Annotated in this window: 16 protein-coding genes; 9 read left to right on the top strand and 7 right to left on the bottom strand. The window is 54.5% G+C overall.

The genetic code is table 11. From position 1 onward, the window contains the following. The first annotated feature begins 22 nt into the window (after positions 1-22). From OZ410_RS03385 to OZ410_RS03375, 3 genes are all read left to right on the top strand, one after another. The gene (locus OZ410_RS03385) at positions 23-598 is read left to right on the top strand and encodes a HupE/UreJ family protein (RefSeq protein WP_277706506.1); all 576 of its coding nucleotides are present in this window, start codon (positions 23-25) and stop codon (positions 596-598) included. Positions 599-693: 95 nt separating this feature from the next. Continuing rightward, positions 694-1,146, top strand: a complete 453-nt coding sequence (locus OZ410_RS03380) for a deoxycytidylate deaminase (protein ID WP_277706505.1) — start codon at positions 694-696, stop codon at positions 1,144-1,146. Beyond that, positions 1,136-2,755, top strand: a complete 1,620-nt coding sequence (locus OZ410_RS03375; RefSeq protein ID WP_277706504.1) for a S41 family peptidase — start codon at positions 1,136-1,138, stop codon at positions 2,753-2,755. Before OZ410_RS03380 ends, OZ410_RS03375 begins: the two co-directional genes overlap by 11 nt. Here the strand turns inward: OZ410_RS03375 and OZ410_RS03370 are convergent. Continuing rightward, positions 2,752-2,955: a hypothetical protein gene (locus OZ410_RS03370; RefSeq protein WP_277706503.1), complete on the bottom strand. Its 204-nt coding sequence runs from the start codon at positions 2,953-2,955 to the stop codon at positions 2,752-2,754. The two genes, OZ410_RS03375 and OZ410_RS03370, sit on opposite strands and share 4 nt — an antisense overlap. A gap of 25 nt (positions 2,956-2,980) precedes the next feature. Then, positions 2,981-3,559, bottom strand: a complete 579-nt coding sequence (locus OZ410_RS03365; protein ID WP_277706502.1) for a MarC family protein — start codon at positions 3,557-3,559, stop codon at positions 2,981-2,983. A 108-nt stretch (positions 3,560-3,667) separates the two neighbouring features. On the opposite strand from OZ410_RS03365, the gene OZ410_RS03360 reads away from it, so the two are divergent. Further along, entirely contained in the window at positions 3,668-4,237 is a 570-nt protein-coding gene (locus tag OZ410_RS03360; RefSeq protein ID WP_277706501.1) for a DUF3109 family protein, read from the top strand. Here the strand turns inward: OZ410_RS03360 and OZ410_RS03355 are convergent. Together OZ410_RS03355 and OZ410_RS03350 are read right to left on the bottom strand one after the other, a co-directional pair. Continuing rightward, entirely contained in the window at positions 4,227-6,179 is a 1,953-nt protein-coding gene (locus tag OZ410_RS03355) for a tetratricopeptide repeat protein (protein WP_277706500.1), read from the bottom strand. The two genes, OZ410_RS03360 and OZ410_RS03355, sit on opposite strands and share 11 nt — an antisense overlap. 10 nt (positions 6,180-6,189) lie before the next feature. Beyond that, positions 6,190-6,924: a LytR/AlgR family response regulator transcription factor gene (locus tag OZ410_RS03350; RefSeq protein WP_277706499.1), complete on the bottom strand. Its 735-nt coding sequence runs from the start codon at positions 6,922-6,924 to the stop codon at positions 6,190-6,192. A 332-nt stretch (positions 6,925-7,256) separates the two neighbouring features. On the opposite strand from OZ410_RS03350, the gene OZ410_RS03345 reads away from it, so the two are divergent. The 4 genes from OZ410_RS03345 to OZ410_RS03330 all read left to right on the top strand — a co-directional run bounded on the left by OZ410_RS03345 (position 7,257) and on the right by OZ410_RS03330 (position 12,089). Beyond that, positions 7,257-7,463: a hypothetical protein gene (locus OZ410_RS03345; RefSeq protein ID WP_277706498.1), complete on the top strand. Its 207-nt coding sequence runs from the start codon at positions 7,257-7,259 to the stop codon at positions 7,461-7,463. After that, the gene (locus OZ410_RS03340) at positions 7,456-8,028 is read left to right on the top strand and encodes a hypothetical protein (protein WP_277706497.1); all 573 of its coding nucleotides are present in this window, start codon (positions 7,456-7,458) and stop codon (positions 8,026-8,028) included. The genes OZ410_RS03345 and OZ410_RS03340 overlap by 8 nt, the downstream gene beginning before the upstream one ends. Positions 8,029-8,529: 501 nt before the next feature. Next, complete coding sequence (locus tag OZ410_RS03335; protein ID WP_277706496.1) at positions 8,530-9,516, top strand: ribonucleotide-diphosphate reductase subunit beta; 987 nt, start codon at positions 8,530-8,532, stop codon at positions 9,514-9,516. 89 nt (positions 9,517-9,605) lie between these two features. Then, a complete protein-coding gene (locus tag OZ410_RS03330; protein ID WP_277706495.1) occupies positions 9,606-12,089 on the top strand; it encodes a ribonucleoside-diphosphate reductase subunit alpha in 2,484 nt (827 codons plus the stop codon). Between the two features lie 299 nt (positions 12,090-12,388). Here OZ410_RS03330 and OZ410_RS03325 read toward each other — a convergent pair whose 3' ends face one another. From OZ410_RS03325 to OZ410_RS03315, 3 genes are read right to left on the bottom strand one after another with little or no spacing between them, the layout of a single operon-like run. After that, positions 12,389-13,303 (bottom strand): hydroxypyruvate isomerase family protein, encoded by a 915-nt coding sequence (locus OZ410_RS03325; protein WP_277706494.1) that lies wholly within the window; start codon positions 13,301-13,303, stop codon positions 12,389-12,391. 10 nt (positions 13,304-13,313) lie between these two features. Beyond that, positions 13,314-13,964 carry a gluconate 2-dehydrogenase subunit 3 family protein gene (locus OZ410_RS03320; RefSeq protein WP_277706493.1) on the bottom strand — a complete coding sequence of 217 codons (651 nt, stop codon included), beginning with the start codon at positions 13,962-13,964 and terminating at the stop codon, positions 13,314-13,316. Then, positions 13,964-15,679, bottom strand: coding sequence for a GMC oxidoreductase (locus tag OZ410_RS03315; protein WP_277706492.1), 1,716 nt, complete (start codon positions 15,677-15,679; stop codon positions 13,964-13,966). Before OZ410_RS03315 ends, OZ410_RS03320 begins: the two co-directional genes overlap by 1 nt. Before the next feature lie 201 nt (positions 15,680-15,880). Here OZ410_RS03315 and OZ410_RS03310 point away from each other — a divergent pair, with 201 nt between their 5' ends. Further along, on the top strand, positions 15,881-16,882 hold the full coding sequence (locus tag OZ410_RS03310; RefSeq protein ID WP_277706491.1) for a sugar phosphate isomerase/epimerase family protein: 1,002 nt from the start codon (positions 15,881-15,883) through the stop codon (positions 16,880-16,882). Positions 16,883-16,892: the final 10 nt, after the last annotated feature.

Below are 16,892 nucleotides of genomic sequence, written 5' to 3'. Positions count from 1 at the left end.
CCCGAAACACATTATTGGACTTATGGAAAATTTTGGCTTTTACGGAGAACTCGGGCTTTTTCACGTCCTGGACCTGCAGGGATACGACCATGTCCTGTTTTTGATGGCTCTGGCCCTGCCTTTTGGATGGCCGCAATGGAAACGGGTATTCTGGCTGGCCACCCTGTTCACGATTGCTCACTGCCTTTCCCTTTTCCTGGCGGCTTTTGGCTGGGTTTCAGTAAATGAGGGTCTGGTGGAGTTCCTGATCCCGGTTACCATTCTGCTTACGGCCCTGTTCAACCTCTACCTGACCGGGCCAAAAGCTACCCTCAGGACGCACCTGCTGGCTACGGCCCTTTTCGGGTGGATCCACGGCCTGGGCTTTTCCAATTACTTTCGCATGCTGATGACCGGGGAAACAGACAAGAGCGGCCCGCTCTTTGGTTTTGCCCTGGGGATTGAGGCCGCCCAGCTGCTGGTGCTGGTGGTGGTCCTGAGCCTTTCTTCCCTGATTACCGGTTACATGGGCCTGGACCGGAAACGGTACGTGCGCCTGCTGAGCCTGGCCATTGCAGGGGTTTCCATCTGGCTGGCTGTAAAGGCCTGGCCCTTCTGATTTTCACTAAAAATTAACCCCCTGCGGGTTGTGGGGCGTCGCGAAAGCCGGTATATTCGTGCATGGCCCTGTCCCGGCCTTAACTGCTTTAGCCCTTGAAAGCGAGGAAACAGGAAAAATACGACAAAGCCTATTTACGTATGGCCCACGAATGGGGGAAACTCTCCTATTGCAACCGCAAACAGGTGGGGGCCATTATCGTGAAGGACCGGATGATTATCTCGGACGGGTACAACGGTACCCCTACCGGCTTTGAAAATTTCTGCGAAGACGAAGAGGGGTATACAAAATGGTATGTACTGCATGCCGAGGCCAATGCCATTTCTAAGGTGGCCTCCAGCACCCAGTCCTGCCACGGGGCAACCCTGTACATTACCTTGTCTCCCTGCCGGGAATGCAGCAAGCTTATCCACCAGTCCGGGATTCGGAGGGTGGTTTACCAGCGGGCCTACAAGGACGACTCAGGCCTGCAATTTTTATCGCGCGCTGGCGTTGAACTGGTACACCTGCCGGTCATAGACTCCACGGTGGCCGTTAATGAAGAGTGATTTGAAGAAGAGCTATTACATCGGACCTGCCGTGGTGGCCCTGGCCCTGGCTTTGGGTATTTTTATAGGGGGGAAGCTCCACTTCAACGACACCCCGGAGCGGCTCTTCACTACCAATTCCAAAAAGGATAAGCTAAACCGGTTAATCGACTACATAGACTACGAATATGTAGATGAGGTGGATACGGACAGCATTGTGGATGTGACCGTAAACAACATCCTGGATAAGCTGGACCCGCATTCCGTGTATATCCCCAAGTCCGAGATGAAGCGGGTTTCCGAAAACATGAAGGGCGATTTTGTGGGGATCGGCATCAACTTCTACAAATTCCGGGATACCATTACCGTGACCCGTACTATCGAAGATGGCCCAAGCGACCGGGCCGGATTGCTCCCTGGCGATAAAATCCTGATGGCCGACGCGGACACCCTTTATGGAAAGCGCCTTCCCGACCAGGAAATTGTTTCCCGCCTCAAGGGCAAAGAAGGGTCTTCCGTGCGCCTGACCGTTTACCGTAAAACCGAAGATCGCACCCTGCAGGTAAACCTGAAAAGGGACCATGTACCCATCCGAAGTATCGATGCCGCCTTTATGCTCACCCCGGATATGGGCTATATCCGGATGAACCGCTTTGCGGAATCTACCTACGAGGAGTTCAGCCATGCCTTAAAGGAGCTGCAGGCCGAAGGGGCTGAAAAATTAACTCTGGACCTTCGGGACAACCCCGGGGGGTACCTGAACATTGCCGAACGCATTGCGGATGCCTTTTTGCCTAAAGGAAAACTCATCCTCTTCACCCGCAACAAAAAGGGGCAGGTAGATTCTACCTATGCCACTGCCCGGGGCCGGTTCGAAAACCGCCCGGTTTACGTGCTGATTAACGAGCGTTCGGCCTCGGCTTCCGAAATCATTGCAGGGGCACTGCAGGACAATGATATCGGGACCATCGTGGGCCGCCGCTCCTTCGGGAAGGGCCTGGTGCAACGGGAGATGGACCTCGGAGACGGCTCTGCTGTCCGCCTGACGGTATCCCGCTACTACACTCCTACCGGGCGTTCCATCCAGCGCAATTACGGGAAAGGGAGTGAGGACTATTACGACCAGTATCTGCGCAGGTACCACAATGGCGAACTCACCTCCCGCGACAGCATTCCGGTAGCGGATTCCCTGAAGTTCACCACCCCGGGCGGAAAAACGGTCTACGGCGGGGGCGGAATTATCCCGGATGTGTTCGTGCCCATAGACGGAAACGAGGAGGAAGCCATTGCCGCCCTGGACAGCCGAGGCTATTTTTCAAGTTTTGTCTTTGAATATCTGGAGGAAGACCGCTCCCGTTTTGCAGATTTTGATGAAGAACGGTTCTATGCCGAATACCAGCCGGACGACATCCTCTTTGACCGCCTGGTGGAATTCCTGACGCCGTTTAAGCTGAGCATTAACTACTACGATTACGAAGGCCTGCTGAAAGCCCATATTAAGGCCGGGATTGCCGAGCAATTGTTCTCCCCGGACCTGAAGGCCAAGGTACTGGTCCCCTACGATTCCGTTTTGCGGGAGGTGATGGAACTGGACCGGCCTACCCTGAACCCGGAAGTGCCCCGGGATTAATCCTCGTCGAGCTTTTTCTGGATTTTCCGGGAAGTCTGGTATACCATCAACAGGACCAGAGCGCAAAGGGCGGCCATAATCCCGATCAGGGCCACCAGGCTATCTCCCTTAAAAAGGTTTTCCGGATCCAGCATAGTGGCGTTATAGGCAATTAGCCCCAGGGCAAGGATAACGAGGACAATAAGCAGGTACTTGTTCATATCTGATGATTCTTAAAGGGGCCAATCAGGCCTGGAACAGCCCCTGAATGTTGGAGGCAAATAGTTTTACCGCTATGGCGAGCAACACCACGCCAAACACCTTGCGGATGATGCTGAGCCCGCTGGGCCCCAGGATGCGCTCAATGCGGGTGGAGCTTTTCAGCACCAGATACACAAAGATAATATTCAGAACAATGGCGACGCCAATGTTGACCACCTGATACTCGGCACGGAGGGAAAGCAGGGTGGTGAGGGTTCCCACCCCGGCAATCAGGGGGAAGGCCAGGGGAACTATGGAGGCGGTATGGGGTTCGTCATCCTTATAGAGGGTAATGCCCAGGATCATCTCAATAGCGATAAAGAAGAGCACAAAGGAGCCCGCCACGGCAAAGGAATTGACATCAATGGCAATCAGTTTCAGGATTTCTTCCCCCACAAACAGGAAAGCCACCATAATACTGGCGGCCACGATAGAAGCTTTCCCGGACTGGATGTGCCCTACTTTTTTGCGCAGGGAGATCACCACGGGGATGCTGCCCACAATATCGATAACGGCAAACAGGACCAGGGTAGCCGAAGCAATTTCACGAAGGTTCAGTTCCATAGGGTTGCGTTTACTGGCGCAAAGGTAAATCCTTTGCCTGAACCTCAATGCAATTTTAAGGTGGAGTTCGACCAGAAGGAATATCTTTGCCCGCACAGTACCCCACCTATGTTTGAACTCGGCAAAACCGTTGTTTCGGAGGAAATCCTGGAAGAAGCTTTTGTTTGCGACCTGAACGCCTGCAAAGGTGCCTGCTGTGTGGACGGCAACGCCGGGGCGCCCCTGGAGCCTTCCGAAATGGAGAAATTGCAGGAAATCCTACCCCGTATTAAGCCATACCTGCGGCCCGAAGGCCTGGAGGCTATTGAGCAGCAGGGCCCCTATGTAAAAGGAGAGGATGGGGAATGGGAAACTCCCCTGGTGCATGGCAAGGAATGCGCCTATGTTATTTTTGAAGGCGACAAGGCCCTCTGCGGCATAGAGGCAGCCTGTAAGGATGGGGCTGTAGACTGGCCCAAGCCCGTGTCCTGTCATTTGTACCCGGTGCGCATCCGGGAATATACGGCCCTTACGGCTGTGAATTACCACCGGTGGCACATTTGCGACCCGGCCTGCCAGCTGGGGGCGGAACTCAAGGTGCCGGTATACCGGTTTGTGAAAGCCGCGCTCATCCGCAAATTCGGGGAAGCCTGGTACCAGGAATTGGAAGTCGCAGCCCGGGAATACCTTAAACCGTAGGGATCCGCAGGGTCACCAGGGTGCCGCAGGGGTTGCCCGCTTCGTCAAAAAGGTCCTCCATCTTCATGTCGTACGTATTCTGGTAATCCTTGGAGAAGTTTGCCATACGCTCCTTGGTAATTTCCAGCCCCAGCGACTTGCGCTTCAGTACCCGTTGCTGCTTCAGGGCTTCGGCCGCGGCCCGGCCAATCCCGTTGTCGCGGATGCGGATGTCAATATATCCCGGTCCGGAGCGCGATATTTCAATGCGGATAACTTTGCGGCCTTCTTTGGATGAAAGGCCGTGCCACAAGGCATTTTCCAGGAAAGGTTGCAGGATCAGGGATGGGATTCGAACCAGGGAGGTATCGATCTCAGGGGCTACCTCTACGCTGAAATCAATCTCGTTGTTGAAGCGGATGTTTTCAATGTTCATGTAGAGCTCCACGGTTTCCAGTTCTTCCTCCAGGGGGATTTCCCTCACGGAGGAAGCCTCCAGAATTTTCCGAACCAATTTGGAGAACTTGTTCAGGTAGTGGACGGCATTTTTCTGTTCGTTGTTGATGATGTACAGCTTGATGGAATTCAGGGAATTGAACAGGAAATGCGGGTTCATCTGGCTGCGGAGCATGCTCTGTTCCAGGCTTATCACCTTGCGCTCGCTGCTGAGCTGGTACTGGCGGTAGATGATATAGAGGATCAGGATAAACAGGGTAAGGATCAGGGCCCCCACCAGCAGGGTGGTCCGGTTGCGCCTCAACTGCAGCTTTACAATCTCGTTCTCCCGGGAGAGGAGCTCAATCTGACTGATGCGCTTCTCTTCCTCAGAGCGGGAAATAAATTCGTAGACATACCGCCGGTTGCGGTCGTTCGAGATTTTTCTGCGGGCGCTCTGGGCCCGGTCGTACAACTCAAGGGCTTCCCGGAAATTCCCCTGCTCCTTGGCAATGTCGTGCAAAAAGGTGTTGGCCTGGTAGATGTTGCTGAAAAGCTGGTATTCCATGGAGATTTCCAGGCCTTTCTGCAGGTAGTCCCGGGCTTCGGGAAACCGCCGCAACAGGCTCAGGGCCCAGCCCATCTGGATATATGAAGAAGAGAGCACTTCCTGGTCGCCCAGGGCCTCGGCCGTGGGGATGGCAGATGCCAAAAGGCCCACGGCCCGTTGGATCAGGTTTACGGAATCAAGGTCTTCCCCTTCGTGGGCCAGTACATGGGCCATGCCGTATTTGTTGACCACCTCAATCCGCGGGGAACTTACTTCCCGGTTGGCGGCCTCGGACGCCTGGTATGCGGCCATGGCCTCTTCCAGCCGGCCCCGGGCCTCCAGGCATTCGGCAATGTTCTGGTGGTTGATGGCCTGCCCCCGCAAATTCCCCAGGGCAAGATCGTAGCTCAGGGATTTCTGAAAGTATTCAATGGCCAGGTCATACAATTCCAACAGCCGGTAGATATGCCCGATCCCATTGATGGAGGTATTGATTTCCCTTTGGATCTCCACGGAAGGGTCTTTCAGGTTCTCTGCCAGGTTCATGGCTTCCTGATAATAATCCAGGGCGGATTTGATGGACTCCATGGCCAGGTCTGTGGCCCCTAGCTGGTTCAGGCTGTAGATCTGGAATTCCCGGTTCTCTGCGGCCTTGGCCTGGTTTAGGGCCTTGTTGTGGTTATCCATGGCCCGCTCGAAGTCCGAACGACTTCGGTAATAGCTTCCGATCTGGTTATAGGCGTAGGCCAGGCCTTCCCGGTAGGCGTGCATTTCGCTCTGACGAATAAAATAGGTGAGCATCAGGGTGTCCTGGCTGTAAGCCTGCAGCCGGCTGTCTATTTCCCTGAAGGTGGTCGGGGCACTGCGAACGGTCTGGTCCACTGCCGTTTTCGCGGGGGGCTGGATGGAGGGAGCCTGTGCGGCAAGGGCAGTGGCGCCCAACAGGGCCATAATAAAGGCAGTTATTTTCTTTCCCATGGAAGCGAACTTACATCAAATCCAGAAAATCGGACTTTTTCTGGCGGGAAACCGGGATTTTGTGGTTGGATTTCAGGATCACATACCCGTCCGTCTTCAGGAATTCCTTGATTTTGTTCAGGTTGATAATATACGAATTATGGATCCTGAAAAAGGTGTCGGCAGGCAGGAGCTCGCCTACTTCTTTCAATTTTTTGGTGAGGAGGATCTTTTGCCCGTCGGCCAGGTGTACGGTACTGTAATTCCCGTCGGACTCCGCAAAGAGGATGTCTTCGTTGTCCAGGAACATCAGCCGCCCGTCAGTGTTGAGGGTGATCTTCCGGTGGGAGTTCGTTTTGTTGCGGTTGATCAGTAGCTTTTCCAGGCGTTCTGAAGAGAGTTGGCGGGCCAGGTGCTTGCGGATTTTGGCAATCGTTTCGTTCAGGTCGTCCGAATCGATGGGTTTCAGTAAATAATCGATGGCCTCATTTTTCAGGGCCTTGATGGCGTATTGGTTGTATGCCGTGGTAATAACCACAGCAACCTCCGGATTCTGCATTTTCTGGATGAACTGGAACCCGTCCATGGTAGGCATTTCAATATCCAGGAACAAGCAGTCCGGCTGGTGTTTGTCCAGGTATCCCAGAGCCTCAAACGGATCGGTAAAGGAAGCTACCACGGAGATCTCATTCGAAAAATGGGTGAGTTCCCATTGCAGGCTCTGCAGGGCTTTTTCTTCGTCGTCTACTAGTACGGCCTCTAACATGGCAAGGACTTAGGGATTCTAATGTACGTAAAAATACGGGTGTGCTTCCGGCCCCTGCCCGGAAGTTGTACAAACCGCTGTAAATCTCTTATGGATGGTTGGGAATAGGGTAGTTGTGGGGCTAAACGGGTGTGCCGGCCTGTGATACGCGGGTAAGAATCACGAGTGAAAGAGATTTAAAACGCTGAAAAACAGATAATTAAAATAGAATTTCCGATTCTTCCTGTAGCTAGTGCCAATTATACAGGATTTGTGGCCGATTATACAATTTGGATTTGGCACAGGCCCTCCCTTTCCTAGCTTCGCTACCGACCTGATAAAACAGGAAACCCATGAAACGCTGTCTCTTTTACTTCCTGGGAGTGCTGCTGGCCCTGACCCTTGCGTTAGTCAGCAATGCCTTTACCCAGCCGGAACGCACCGGATTGGGGCAGGAGGAATACACGGGTATGGCGAAACTGGATAAAACAGCCTACATGGCCCCGGACCGCAGCACTGCACAAACACAACTGGAGACCCAAAACAAAATCCATGAGTAAGGCCACCTGGAAATTGCGTTTGGGCGTGCTGGTTTCAGTGGTCTTCCTGCTGGCCGTTTCCATTTCCCATACGGTTCCGCAGCGCACGGGCACCCAGGCGCTTCCGGAGAAGGGCACCTATGCCATAACTTCCTGGATGGGTCAGGAGCAACAGGTGCTGGAAGGGCAGGTGTATTTTGAAGTGGCCCCCCAGGTAAACGGGATCAAAGGGTCTTCGGTATTTAAACTGCATTTCATCAACGCCAGGGACGCCGCAGGCGCCGGGTTTGGCCTGATGATCCCTATCAGTTCCGACCTGCAAACCATCGCGGCGGACCAATATGAGGTACCGGATACCGACAAGGGTTTCCTGAACCGATACGAATCGGTCTTCGGGTATGCCGATACCCTGGAGGAAGGCAGTTCCCTGTACTTTACGGAGTCGGGGAGCATTTCCATACAATATGCGAGTACTCAGGAAGTAAGCGGAATAGTAGACCTGAGGCTTACCGATAATGGGGGGCACAGCATGGAACTGAGAGGTCCGTTCCACGCCCGGCCCCTGAACCGGAGCTCCAGCCATTAGGCCGGGGCCGATCATTGAAATACTGTCAAACGCAAGTACGGCTCCATAAGCTTGTTATGTAAATAGCAGCTGCGTTGGGCGTTAAGTCATCCGGCACTACCGTGCCCATATGGGCAAGGGTAATGGTTCGATTTTAGGTTTCGGGGGAACTACCTAGATTGACATCCGGATGACATTCCAATTTTGACACGCCGCGGAGCCGTACGGTTTGATAGTTGTTAACCGGGATTGACCTCCCGAATTAAACCGGGCAGTAGCTTTTGGCATACTGTCCGGTTTATTTTTTTCCACTTTTCCGAATTGTGTTAAAGCCCGATTTTTTTTGAGCAGGCCCAGCCTCCGCCCCGTGGCCTGCGAGCTTAGATTTCAACAGTTTGTGTTAAAAACTTTGACCCTTGCGGGGCGGAAGTGCCTTTAGATATTGAAGGACTTTTTCAATCTTTGTTAGTCCCTATCACAAGGAAAATTTCACATTTTTTTAATACAAAATCACCTATAACTATGTCCGTAGCTGAAGAACCTATATTGAAGGAAAACGAGGATCGCTTTGTCATTTTTCCCATCCAACACCACGATATCTGGCAATGGTACAAGAAACAGGAAGCTTGTTTTTGGACGGCCGAGGAAATTGACCTTCAGCAGGACCTTGCGGACTGGAACAACAAGCTGAGCGCAGACGAGCAGTATTTTATCAAGCACATCCTGGCCTTCTTTGCCGCTTCGGATGGGATCGTTAACGAAAACCTGGCGGAAAACTTCGTGAGCGAAGTACAGTACACTGAGGCGAAGTTCTTCTACGGCTTCCAGATCATGATGGAGAACATCCACTCCGAGACGTATTCCCTGCTGATCGACACCTATGTGAAGGACGAAAAGGAAAAGAACATCCTCTTCAAGGCCATCGAAAATTTCCCGGCCATCAAGAAAAAAGCGGACTGGGCCCTGAAATGGGTGGAGTCTCCCAGCTTTGCGGACCGCCTTATCGCCTTTGCTGCAGTAGAAGGCATCTTCTTTTCCGGGGCCTTCTGTTCCATCTTCTGGCTGAAAAAGCGCGGCCTGATGCCCGGCCTCACCTTTTCCAATGAGCTGATCTCCCGGGACGAGGGCATGCACTGTGACTTTGCCGTGCACCTGCATAACAACCACCTGGTGAATAAGGTGCCCAAGGAACGCATCACCCACATCCTGACCAACGCCCTGGACATCGAGCGGGAATTCATCACCGAGTCCCTGCCCGTGAGCCTGATCGGGATGAATTCCAAACTGATGACCCAGTACCTGGAATTCGTGACGGACCGCCTGCTGGTGGAACTGGGGTGTGAGAAGGTGTACAATTCCACCAACCCCTTCGATTTTATGGATATGATCAACCTGCAGGGAAAAACCAACTTCTTCGAGAAGCGGGTTTCCGAGTACCAGAAGGCAGGGGTGCTCAAGCAGGAATCAGATTCAGGATCCGAGAAAATCAGCTTCGACGCCGACTTCTAAAAACAATCCGAACGGAATTGCCGGGAACCCCCCGCCCGGCATCCCGACGGGACCAAGCAACCAAGGTATAACTCAATAAAAGGAAAAAGATGTACGTAGTAAAAAGAGACGGGAGAAAGGAGCCGGTTATGTTCGACAAGATCACGGCCCGTGTACGCAAATTATGTTACGGGCTTAACGGTCTGGTGGATCCCGTGAAAGTGGCCATGCGGGTCATTGAAGGCCTGTATGACGGGGTAACCACTTCCGAACTGGACAACCTGGCGGCCGAAATTGCCGCCACCATGACCACCACCCACCCGGATTACGCCAAACTGGCGGCGCGCATCTCGGTTTCCAACCTGCACAAAAACACCAAAAAGTCTTTTTCCGAAACCATGCAGGACCTGTACGAGTATGTGAACCCGCGTACCGGCAAGAAAGCACCCCTGCTTTCCGATGAGGTCTGGAAAGTCGTGGAACAGCACGGGGAACAGCTGGATTCCATGATCATCTATAACCGGGATTTCGGGTATGACTATTTCGGGTTTAAAACCCTGGAGCGCTCCTACCTGCTCAAAATCAACGGAAACATCGCCGAGCGCCCGCAACATATGCTTATGCGGGTTGCCGTGGGGATCCACCTGGAGGACCTGGACGCCGTACAGGAGACCTACGAGCTGATGTCCAAAAAGTATTTTACCCATGCCACCCCCACGCTGTTTAACTCCGGTACGCCCAAGCCGCAGATGTCTTCCTGCTTTTTGCTGGCCATGCGGGACGACAGCATTGACGGTATCTACGACACCCTGAAGCAGACCGCAAAAATTTCCCAGTCCGCCGGGGGGATCGGCCTTTCCGTGCATAACATACGGGCTACCGGTTCTTACATTGCGGGAACCAACGGGACCTCCAACGGCCTGGTGCCCATGCTTCGCGTATTTAACGACACGGCCCGGTATGTAGACCAGGGCGGGGGTAAGCGCAAAGGTAGCTTTGCCATTTACCTGGAACCCTGGCACGCCGACATCTTCGATTTCCTGGAGTTGAAGAAAAACCACGGGAAGGAAGAAATGCGGGCCCGGGACCTGTTCTACGCCATGTGGATCCCGGACCTGTTTATGAAGCGGGTGGAGGCAGACCAGACCTGGACCCTGATGTGCCCCAACGAGTGCCCCAACCTGTTTAACACCCACAGCGAGGAATTTGAAGCCCTCTACCTGAAATACGAGGAGGAAGGCAAGGGACGCAAAACCATCAAGGCCCGGGAGCTCTGGGAGAAAATACTGGAATCCCAGATTGAGACGGGAACGCCTTACATGCTGTACAAGGATGCAGCCAACCGCAAGAGCAACCAGAAGAATCTGGGGACAATCCGCTCTTCCAACCTGTGTACCGAGATCCTGGAATACACCTCTGAAGACGAGATTGCGGTGTGTAACCTGGCTTCCATTGCCCTGCCGATGTTTGTCAAAAACGGGGCCTTCGACCATAAGGAACTCTTCAAGGTAACCAAGCGGGTAACCCGCAACCTGAACCGGGTAATCGACCGGAATTACTACCCGGTGAAGGAGGCCGAGAACTCCAACATGCGCCACCGCCCGATCGGGCTCGGGGTACAGGGGCTGGCGGATACCTTTATTATGATGCGCCTGCCGTTTACCTCGGACGAGGCCAAGAAACTGAACCAGGAAATTTTTGAGACGCTGTACTTTGCGGCCGTAACGGCTTCCATGGAAATGGCCAGGGAAGAAGGGGCATACTCCACCTACAAGGGGAGCCCCATCTCGGAAGGGCAGTTCCAGCATAACCTCTGGGGGATCAAGGACGAAGAATTATCCGGCCGCTGGGATTGGGAGAAGCTCCGCAAAAGCGTTAAAAAGCACGGGGTGCGCAACAGCCTTCTGGTGGCCCCCATGCCCACGGCTTCCACTTCCCAGATCCTGGGCAACAACGAATGTTTTGAGCCTTATACCTCCAACATCTATACCCGCCGGGTACTCTCCGGGGAATTTATCGTAGTAAACAAACACCTGTTGGAAGACCTGGTGCGTCTGGGTCTCTGGAACGAGGAGATGAAGCAGGAGCTGATGCGGGCCAACGGTTCCATCCAGCACATCGACGCCATCCCCGAGGACATCAAGGAACTGTACCGCACGGTGTGGGAGCTGAGTATGAAGGACATCATCGACATGAGCCGCCACCGCGGGTACTTTATCGACCAGAGTCAGTCTTTGAACCTCTTTATGGAGAATGCCAACTTCGCCAAGCTTACCTCCATGCATTTCTACGCCTGGAAAAGCGGCCTGAAGACCGGTATGTATTACCTGCGCACCAAGGCAGCGGTAGATGCCATCAAATTCACCCTGGACAACTCCAAGAAGAAAGAGGTGCCCGTGGCCGTGGAAGCAGTCAGCGCCGATGCGGTAGACGCTGCTAGCCAGGCCCAGAACCTGCCGGTGGAAACCACCCCGGTCCAGTCCCAGGACGTGAATGTAGAGCCCATGAGTCCGGAAGAGATGAAGGCGCTTATTGCCCAGGCCAAAGCCGCTTCGGGCAAGCCAGACGACGACTGCCTGATGTGCGGTTCCTGATCGGAACTACAGCCGGGAAAGCAAACACCCGGGCATCCGCCACAGCGGATGCCCGGGTGTTTTTTTGAAATCGCGGAGGAGTGCGCCGGGGCTCCCCTGCCAGGTGCGGGCTTATTTTTCCAGATAGTGGCTGGCAGCCAACCTTCCGAGGACCAGCACGGTCAGGTAGCCCAAAAGGATAAGCATATGGAGTTCCATAATAGGCGCTGTTTAACCGATATACGGTATAAAACAGGCCTATGGATCACGAAGGGGTCAAAACGGGCTTAAAAACGCTCCCTGAGGCCCTGGGGGCATGTTTAGGGCGCAACGCTCCGATAGGCGTCGATCACGGCCTGCTCCCCGGCTTTACCCGCTGTGGAATTGCCGTGTTCCATCCCAAGGATACCGTTGAAGCCTTTGTCGGAAATAAAGCGAAAAACATTCTGATAATGGATTTCACCGGTGGTGGGTTCTTTGCGGCCCGGGTTGTCTCCGATCTGGAAGTAGGCAATCTCGTCCCAGAAAGCCCCGATGTTGGGGATCAGGTTACCTTCGGTAATCTGTTGGTGATAGATGTCGAAAAGAATTTTACAGGAGGGGGACCCCACACCCTTACACAGGGCATAGGCCTGGTCCGAACGGGAAAGGAACAGCCCCGGGTGGTCCCTGAAATTCAAGGGCTCCAGTACCATGACCAATCCATGGGGTTCCAAAAGGGCCGAAGCCTGTTTCAGAGATTCGGTCACATGAGCGGTTTGCCTCCCCAGTTGTTGACGGAGGTCCTGGTGCCCGGGGACCACTGTCATCCATTTGGCATTTACCCGTTTGGCCACCTCTATGGAGGCCCGGATTTCTTCCAGAAAAACCGCTCGCGCCCCGGGGTCGCCGGAAGCCAGGTTCGGGGTATTCCAGGAAATGGTATGGGCTACAAAAACCCCCATTTCCAGCCCCCTTTCGGCCATGACCCGGGCCATTTTTTCCTGCAGTTCCACCGGGCGCTCCCGCATCCCGTTGTCCTCAAAAGCCCGGAAGCCCTGGTCGGCCATAAAATGCAGCTGGTCTATAGGGTCTTCCCCGGCGTGGTGGCGGAACATCCCCAGGTGGGGGGCAAATTTCATGGAAAAGGAATCAGCACTGACCGGCCGGCCGGAACCATGCGCACGGGAAGCCGGGCCGGCCGCCATAAAGGCGGCGGCCATCCCGGTTTTTCCGATAAACGATCTGCGTTTCAAGACGAAGGTTTTAGATGGACCAGGCCTTGCCGCCGGTAAGCTGGTCCAGGTCTCCGCACCCGATGTATTCCCCGGGAACCGGCAGATAGGTAAGTACCTGCTCCCCGACGAATTCCGAGGTCTTATAGGCCCAGATCACTGTGCTGCGCAGGTTACCCGCAAACATGCTCCGGGCAACGGCCTCGTCCAGGATGGCGGGTTGCCCTTCCTGTACGGCCTGCATGTAGGCGCCCAAAGATTCCATGGCAGCAGCCTCCTCTTCTTCGGAACGCTGGGCCAGGGACTGGGCGAGTACGGGTTCCAGGTCTTCCGCCGCAAGGTCGGAGATTTCCGTTTTGCCGGAGTCCTTCAGGGCTTTGTTCAAAAAGGCCGTAAAGGCCATGGTCATCAGGTCCTGCTCCGGTTTTTCCGGAACCTCTTTCATATAACTGTCAATAAAGCTATGTACCTGTACCTCCGAGGCCGAAGGCGTATCCGTTTTGGGGATGATCAGGTCTACCAGCTGGATGAGGGCACCGCCCTGGGCTTCAGTGAAGAAGACCGGAATCCAGGCCGTGTCGGCATTTTGCTGGCAACTTTGCAACAGGCTCAAGGCCGTGGGGGTGGCCACGGTAATGCCCATGGCCCATCCCATATGTTTTAATGCTTTTCTACGCTCCATCAGATATTTCCTTTTTTGAGTTCTTCCACGGCGTGGCTTGCCGCACGGGCCGTAAAGGCCATATAGGTAAGGGAGGGGTTCACACAGGAGGCCGAGGTCATAAACGCCCCGTCGGTTACGTAGACGTTTTTCACGGCGTGTACCTGGTTGTACCCGTTCAGCACCGAGGTTTTGGGATCCCGTCCCATACGGGCGGTACCCATCTCGTGGATGCCCAGGCCAGGGGCGCTGTTGCCGTCAAAGGGGGTTACTTCCCGCAACCCGGCCTTTTCCAGCATTTCGGCGGCCTGTTCCATCATGTCCTTGCGCATATTGAGTTCGTTTTCCTTGTACTCCGCATCAAAGGTTACCGTGGGCAGGCCCCACTGGTCGGTGTTCTCGTAATCCAGGGTCATGCGGTTGTCCTCGTAGGGCAGCATTTCCCCGAAGCCACCCATCCCGAAGGTCCATCCCCCGGGTTTGAGGATGGCATCTTTCAGGTCTTTGCCATGGGAGAGCTCGGAAATGACCTCGTCCCAGTTTCCGCGGCTGGCACCGCCCTGGTAGCCGTAGCCCCGGATAAAGCTGTCTGTATTGGTGTCGCCGCCCAGGTTCCGGAAGCGGGGCAGATAAATGCCATTGGGTTTACGGCCCTTGTAGTATTTGTCTTCGAAGCCATCGAATTTCCCGGAAGCCCCCACATTCAGGTGGTGGTCCATAATGTTGCGCCCCAGCTGGTCCGAATCGTTGCCCATCCCGTTCGGGAACCGGTCGGATTTGGACTGCATCAGGATAGCAGTGGAGGCGATGGCCGAGGCGCAGAGGAAAATCACCTTGGCCTTGAATTCATAGCTCTCGTTGGTAATCTGGTCAATGACCTTGACGCCCGTGGCTTTCTGGGTGTCCGGGTCGTAGATGACCTCGTGTACAATGCTGTCCGGCCTCAGGGTCAGGTTACCGGTGCGTTCGGCAGCCGGCAGGGTAGAAGATACACTGCTGAAGTAGCCCCCGAACGGGCAGCCCCGGATGCAGCGGTTGCGGAACTGGCAGCGGATACGGCCGTCGAATTCCTTGTCGCTGTTGATATGCGCCACACGGCCGGCCGTCATGACGCGCTGCCCGCCGTACTGTTCCATGAGCTGCTCCCGGACATGCTGTTCCACACAGTTCAGGTCCATCATGGGCTCAAAGATCCCGTCCGGGAGCTGGGGCAGCCCCAGGGCTTCCCCGCTTACCCCGATGTAGGCTTCCACCTTGTCGTACCAGGGGGCAATATCCGTATAGCGCACCGGCCAGTCTACGGCAATGCCGTCCTTTTGGTTGGCCTCAAAGTCCAGGTCGCTCCAGCGATAGCTGTGGCGGCCCCACATAATGGAACGCCCGCCCACGTGGTACCCGCGCATCCAGTCAAAACGCTTGGTTTCGTTGTAGGGGTGTTCCAGGTCATTTACAAACCAGAAATTGTGCTGGGCACGTACCGTATATCCCGTACGTGCCTGTTTGAATTGTTTAGCGGCTTCCTCCCTGGGGAGTTGGCCGTTGTGTGGAAAATCCCAGTCGTCCATATTGGCCGTGGGGTAGTCTTCCCGGTGTTTTACCATCCGACCGCGCTCCAGCACCAGTGTTTTCAGCCCTGCCTCACAGAGCTCCTTGGCCGCCCAGCCTCCACTGATCCCGCTTCCCACCACAATAGCGTCGTAGGTTTCCTGCGGTTCATTGTAATAGAACTTGCTCATCCATAAATTGTTTAGTTTTTAAAAGTATTAAATATTAAATTAATTTTCTACATTTAAACGATCCCTAACCCTCTGGATTCGCACTGTTTTGCTGGGTTTTCCGAGGATAATGCAATGAAAGCTAAGCCCTTATCGCGCCCGGGATTTCCCGGGTCAAATTCGTGGGTTTAGCCGAAATAAATGTAAAACCAACACCTAACCGTGAAAAGAAGAACCTTTATCCACCAAAGTGCCCGAGCCGGAGCGGCGTTTTCCCTCCTGGGCATGGCCGCCTGTAAAGACAAGACCAAAACCGCTTCTCCGGAAGCGGAAGAAGCCGCTGCCACAATGGCCGCTGCGCCCTTTTTCAAACTGTCCCTGGCCCAGTGGTCCATCCACCGCATGATCTTTAACGAAGGTGCGGACCCCTATTCCTTTGCCGAAAAGGCCAAGGCCTGGGGCTTCGAGGGCCTGGAGTACGTAAGCCAGTTGTACCGGGGAACCCTGGAACCTGCCGGTTACAGCCCGGAGGCCATGCAGGAGTTTGTGGATAAGTGCAATGCAGAGGCCGAAAAGCACGGCATGACCAACCTGCTGATTATGATTGACGGGCAGGGAGACCTGGCCACTTCCGATGAGGCAGCTCGCATAGCCGCTGTCGCGAACCACCATAAATGGGTGGATGCCGCCGCAGCCATGGGGTGCCATTCCATCCGTGTAAACCTGGCCGGAAGCAATGACCCTGAGGCCTGGGTACCCAATTCTGTGGACGGGCTAACCCGTCTGGCCACCTACGCGGCGGACAAAAACATTAACATCCTGGTCGAAAACCACGGCGGGTTGTCTTCCAATGCCCAGATGCTGGCATCGGTTATGGCCCAGGTGGGGATGGACAATTGCGGGACCCTCCCGGATTTCGGCAACTTCTGCATCCGCAGGAATGACCCGGCCGATTATGGCTCCGGATGTGCAGAGATGTACGACATCTACCAGGGCGTAACCGAACTTATGCCCTATGCCAAGGCCGTGAGCGCAAAATCCCACGATTTTGACGCCGAAGGGAACGAGGCCCAGATTGACTATGTGCGTATGATGCAAATCGTAAAGGATGCGGGGTACACAGGGTTTGTCGGCGTGGAATACGAGGGCAATACCCTGGGCGAGGAAGCCGGGATCATTGCCACGCGAGACCTCTTGCTGAAAGCGGCCGCTGCCATGACCTAATGCAATCCAT

Source organism: Robiginitalea aestuariiviva, assembly GCF_029537735.1.
GTDB classification, from domain to species: Bacteria; Bacteroidota; Bacteroidia; order Flavobacteriales; family Flavobacteriaceae; genus Robiginitalea; species Robiginitalea aestuariiviva.
The sequence above is the reverse complement of the archived record's forward strand: the minus strand, read 5'-3'. Positions and strand labels throughout refer to the sequence as shown.

Coding starts and splice junctions, on each gene's coding strand:
- OZ410_RS03330 (WP_277706495.1), top strand. CDS start 9,606: ATGTACGTAGTAAAAAGAGACGGGAGAAAGGAGCCGGTTATGTTCGAC.
- OZ410_RS03335 (WP_277706496.1), top strand. CDS start 8,530: ATGTCCGTAGCTGAAGAACCTATATTGAAGGAAAACGAGGATCGCTTT.
- OZ410_RS03315 (WP_277706492.1), bottom strand. CDS start 15,679: ATGAGCAAGTTCTATTACAATGAACCGCAGGAAACCTACGACGCTATT.
- OZ410_RS03350 (WP_277706499.1), bottom strand. CDS start 6,924: ATGTTAGAGGCCGTACTAGTAGACGACGAAGAAAAAGCCCTGCAGAGC.
- OZ410_RS03385 (WP_277706506.1), top strand. CDS start 23: ATGGAAAATTTTGGCTTTTACGGAGAACTCGGGCTTTTTCACGTCCTG.
- OZ410_RS03360 (WP_277706501.1), top strand. CDS start 3,668: ATGTTTGAACTCGGCAAAACCGTTGTTTCGGAGGAAATCCTGGAAGAA.
- OZ410_RS03355 (WP_277706500.1), bottom strand. CDS start 6,179: ATGGGAAAGAAAATAACTGCCTTTATTATGGCCCTGTTGGGCGCCACT.
- OZ410_RS03340 (WP_277706497.1), top strand. CDS start 7,456: ATGAGTAAGGCCACCTGGAAATTGCGTTTGGGCGTGCTGGTTTCAGTG.
- OZ410_RS03370 (WP_277706503.1), bottom strand. CDS start 2,955: ATGAACAAGTACCTGCTTATTGTCCTCGTTATCCTTGCCCTGGGGCTA.
- OZ410_RS03375 (WP_277706504.1), top strand. CDS start 1,136: ATGAAGAGTGATTTGAAGAAGAGCTATTACATCGGACCTGCCGTGGTG.
- OZ410_RS03345 (WP_277706498.1), top strand. CDS start 7,257: ATGAAACGCTGTCTCTTTTACTTCCTGGGAGTGCTGCTGGCCCTGACC.
- OZ410_RS03365 (WP_277706502.1), bottom strand. CDS start 3,559: ATGGAACTGAACCTTCGTGAAATTGCTTCGGCTACCCTGGTCCTGTTT.
- OZ410_RS03320 (WP_277706493.1), bottom strand. CDS start 13,964: ATGGAGCGTAGAAAAGCATTAAAACATATGGGATGGGCCATGGGCATT.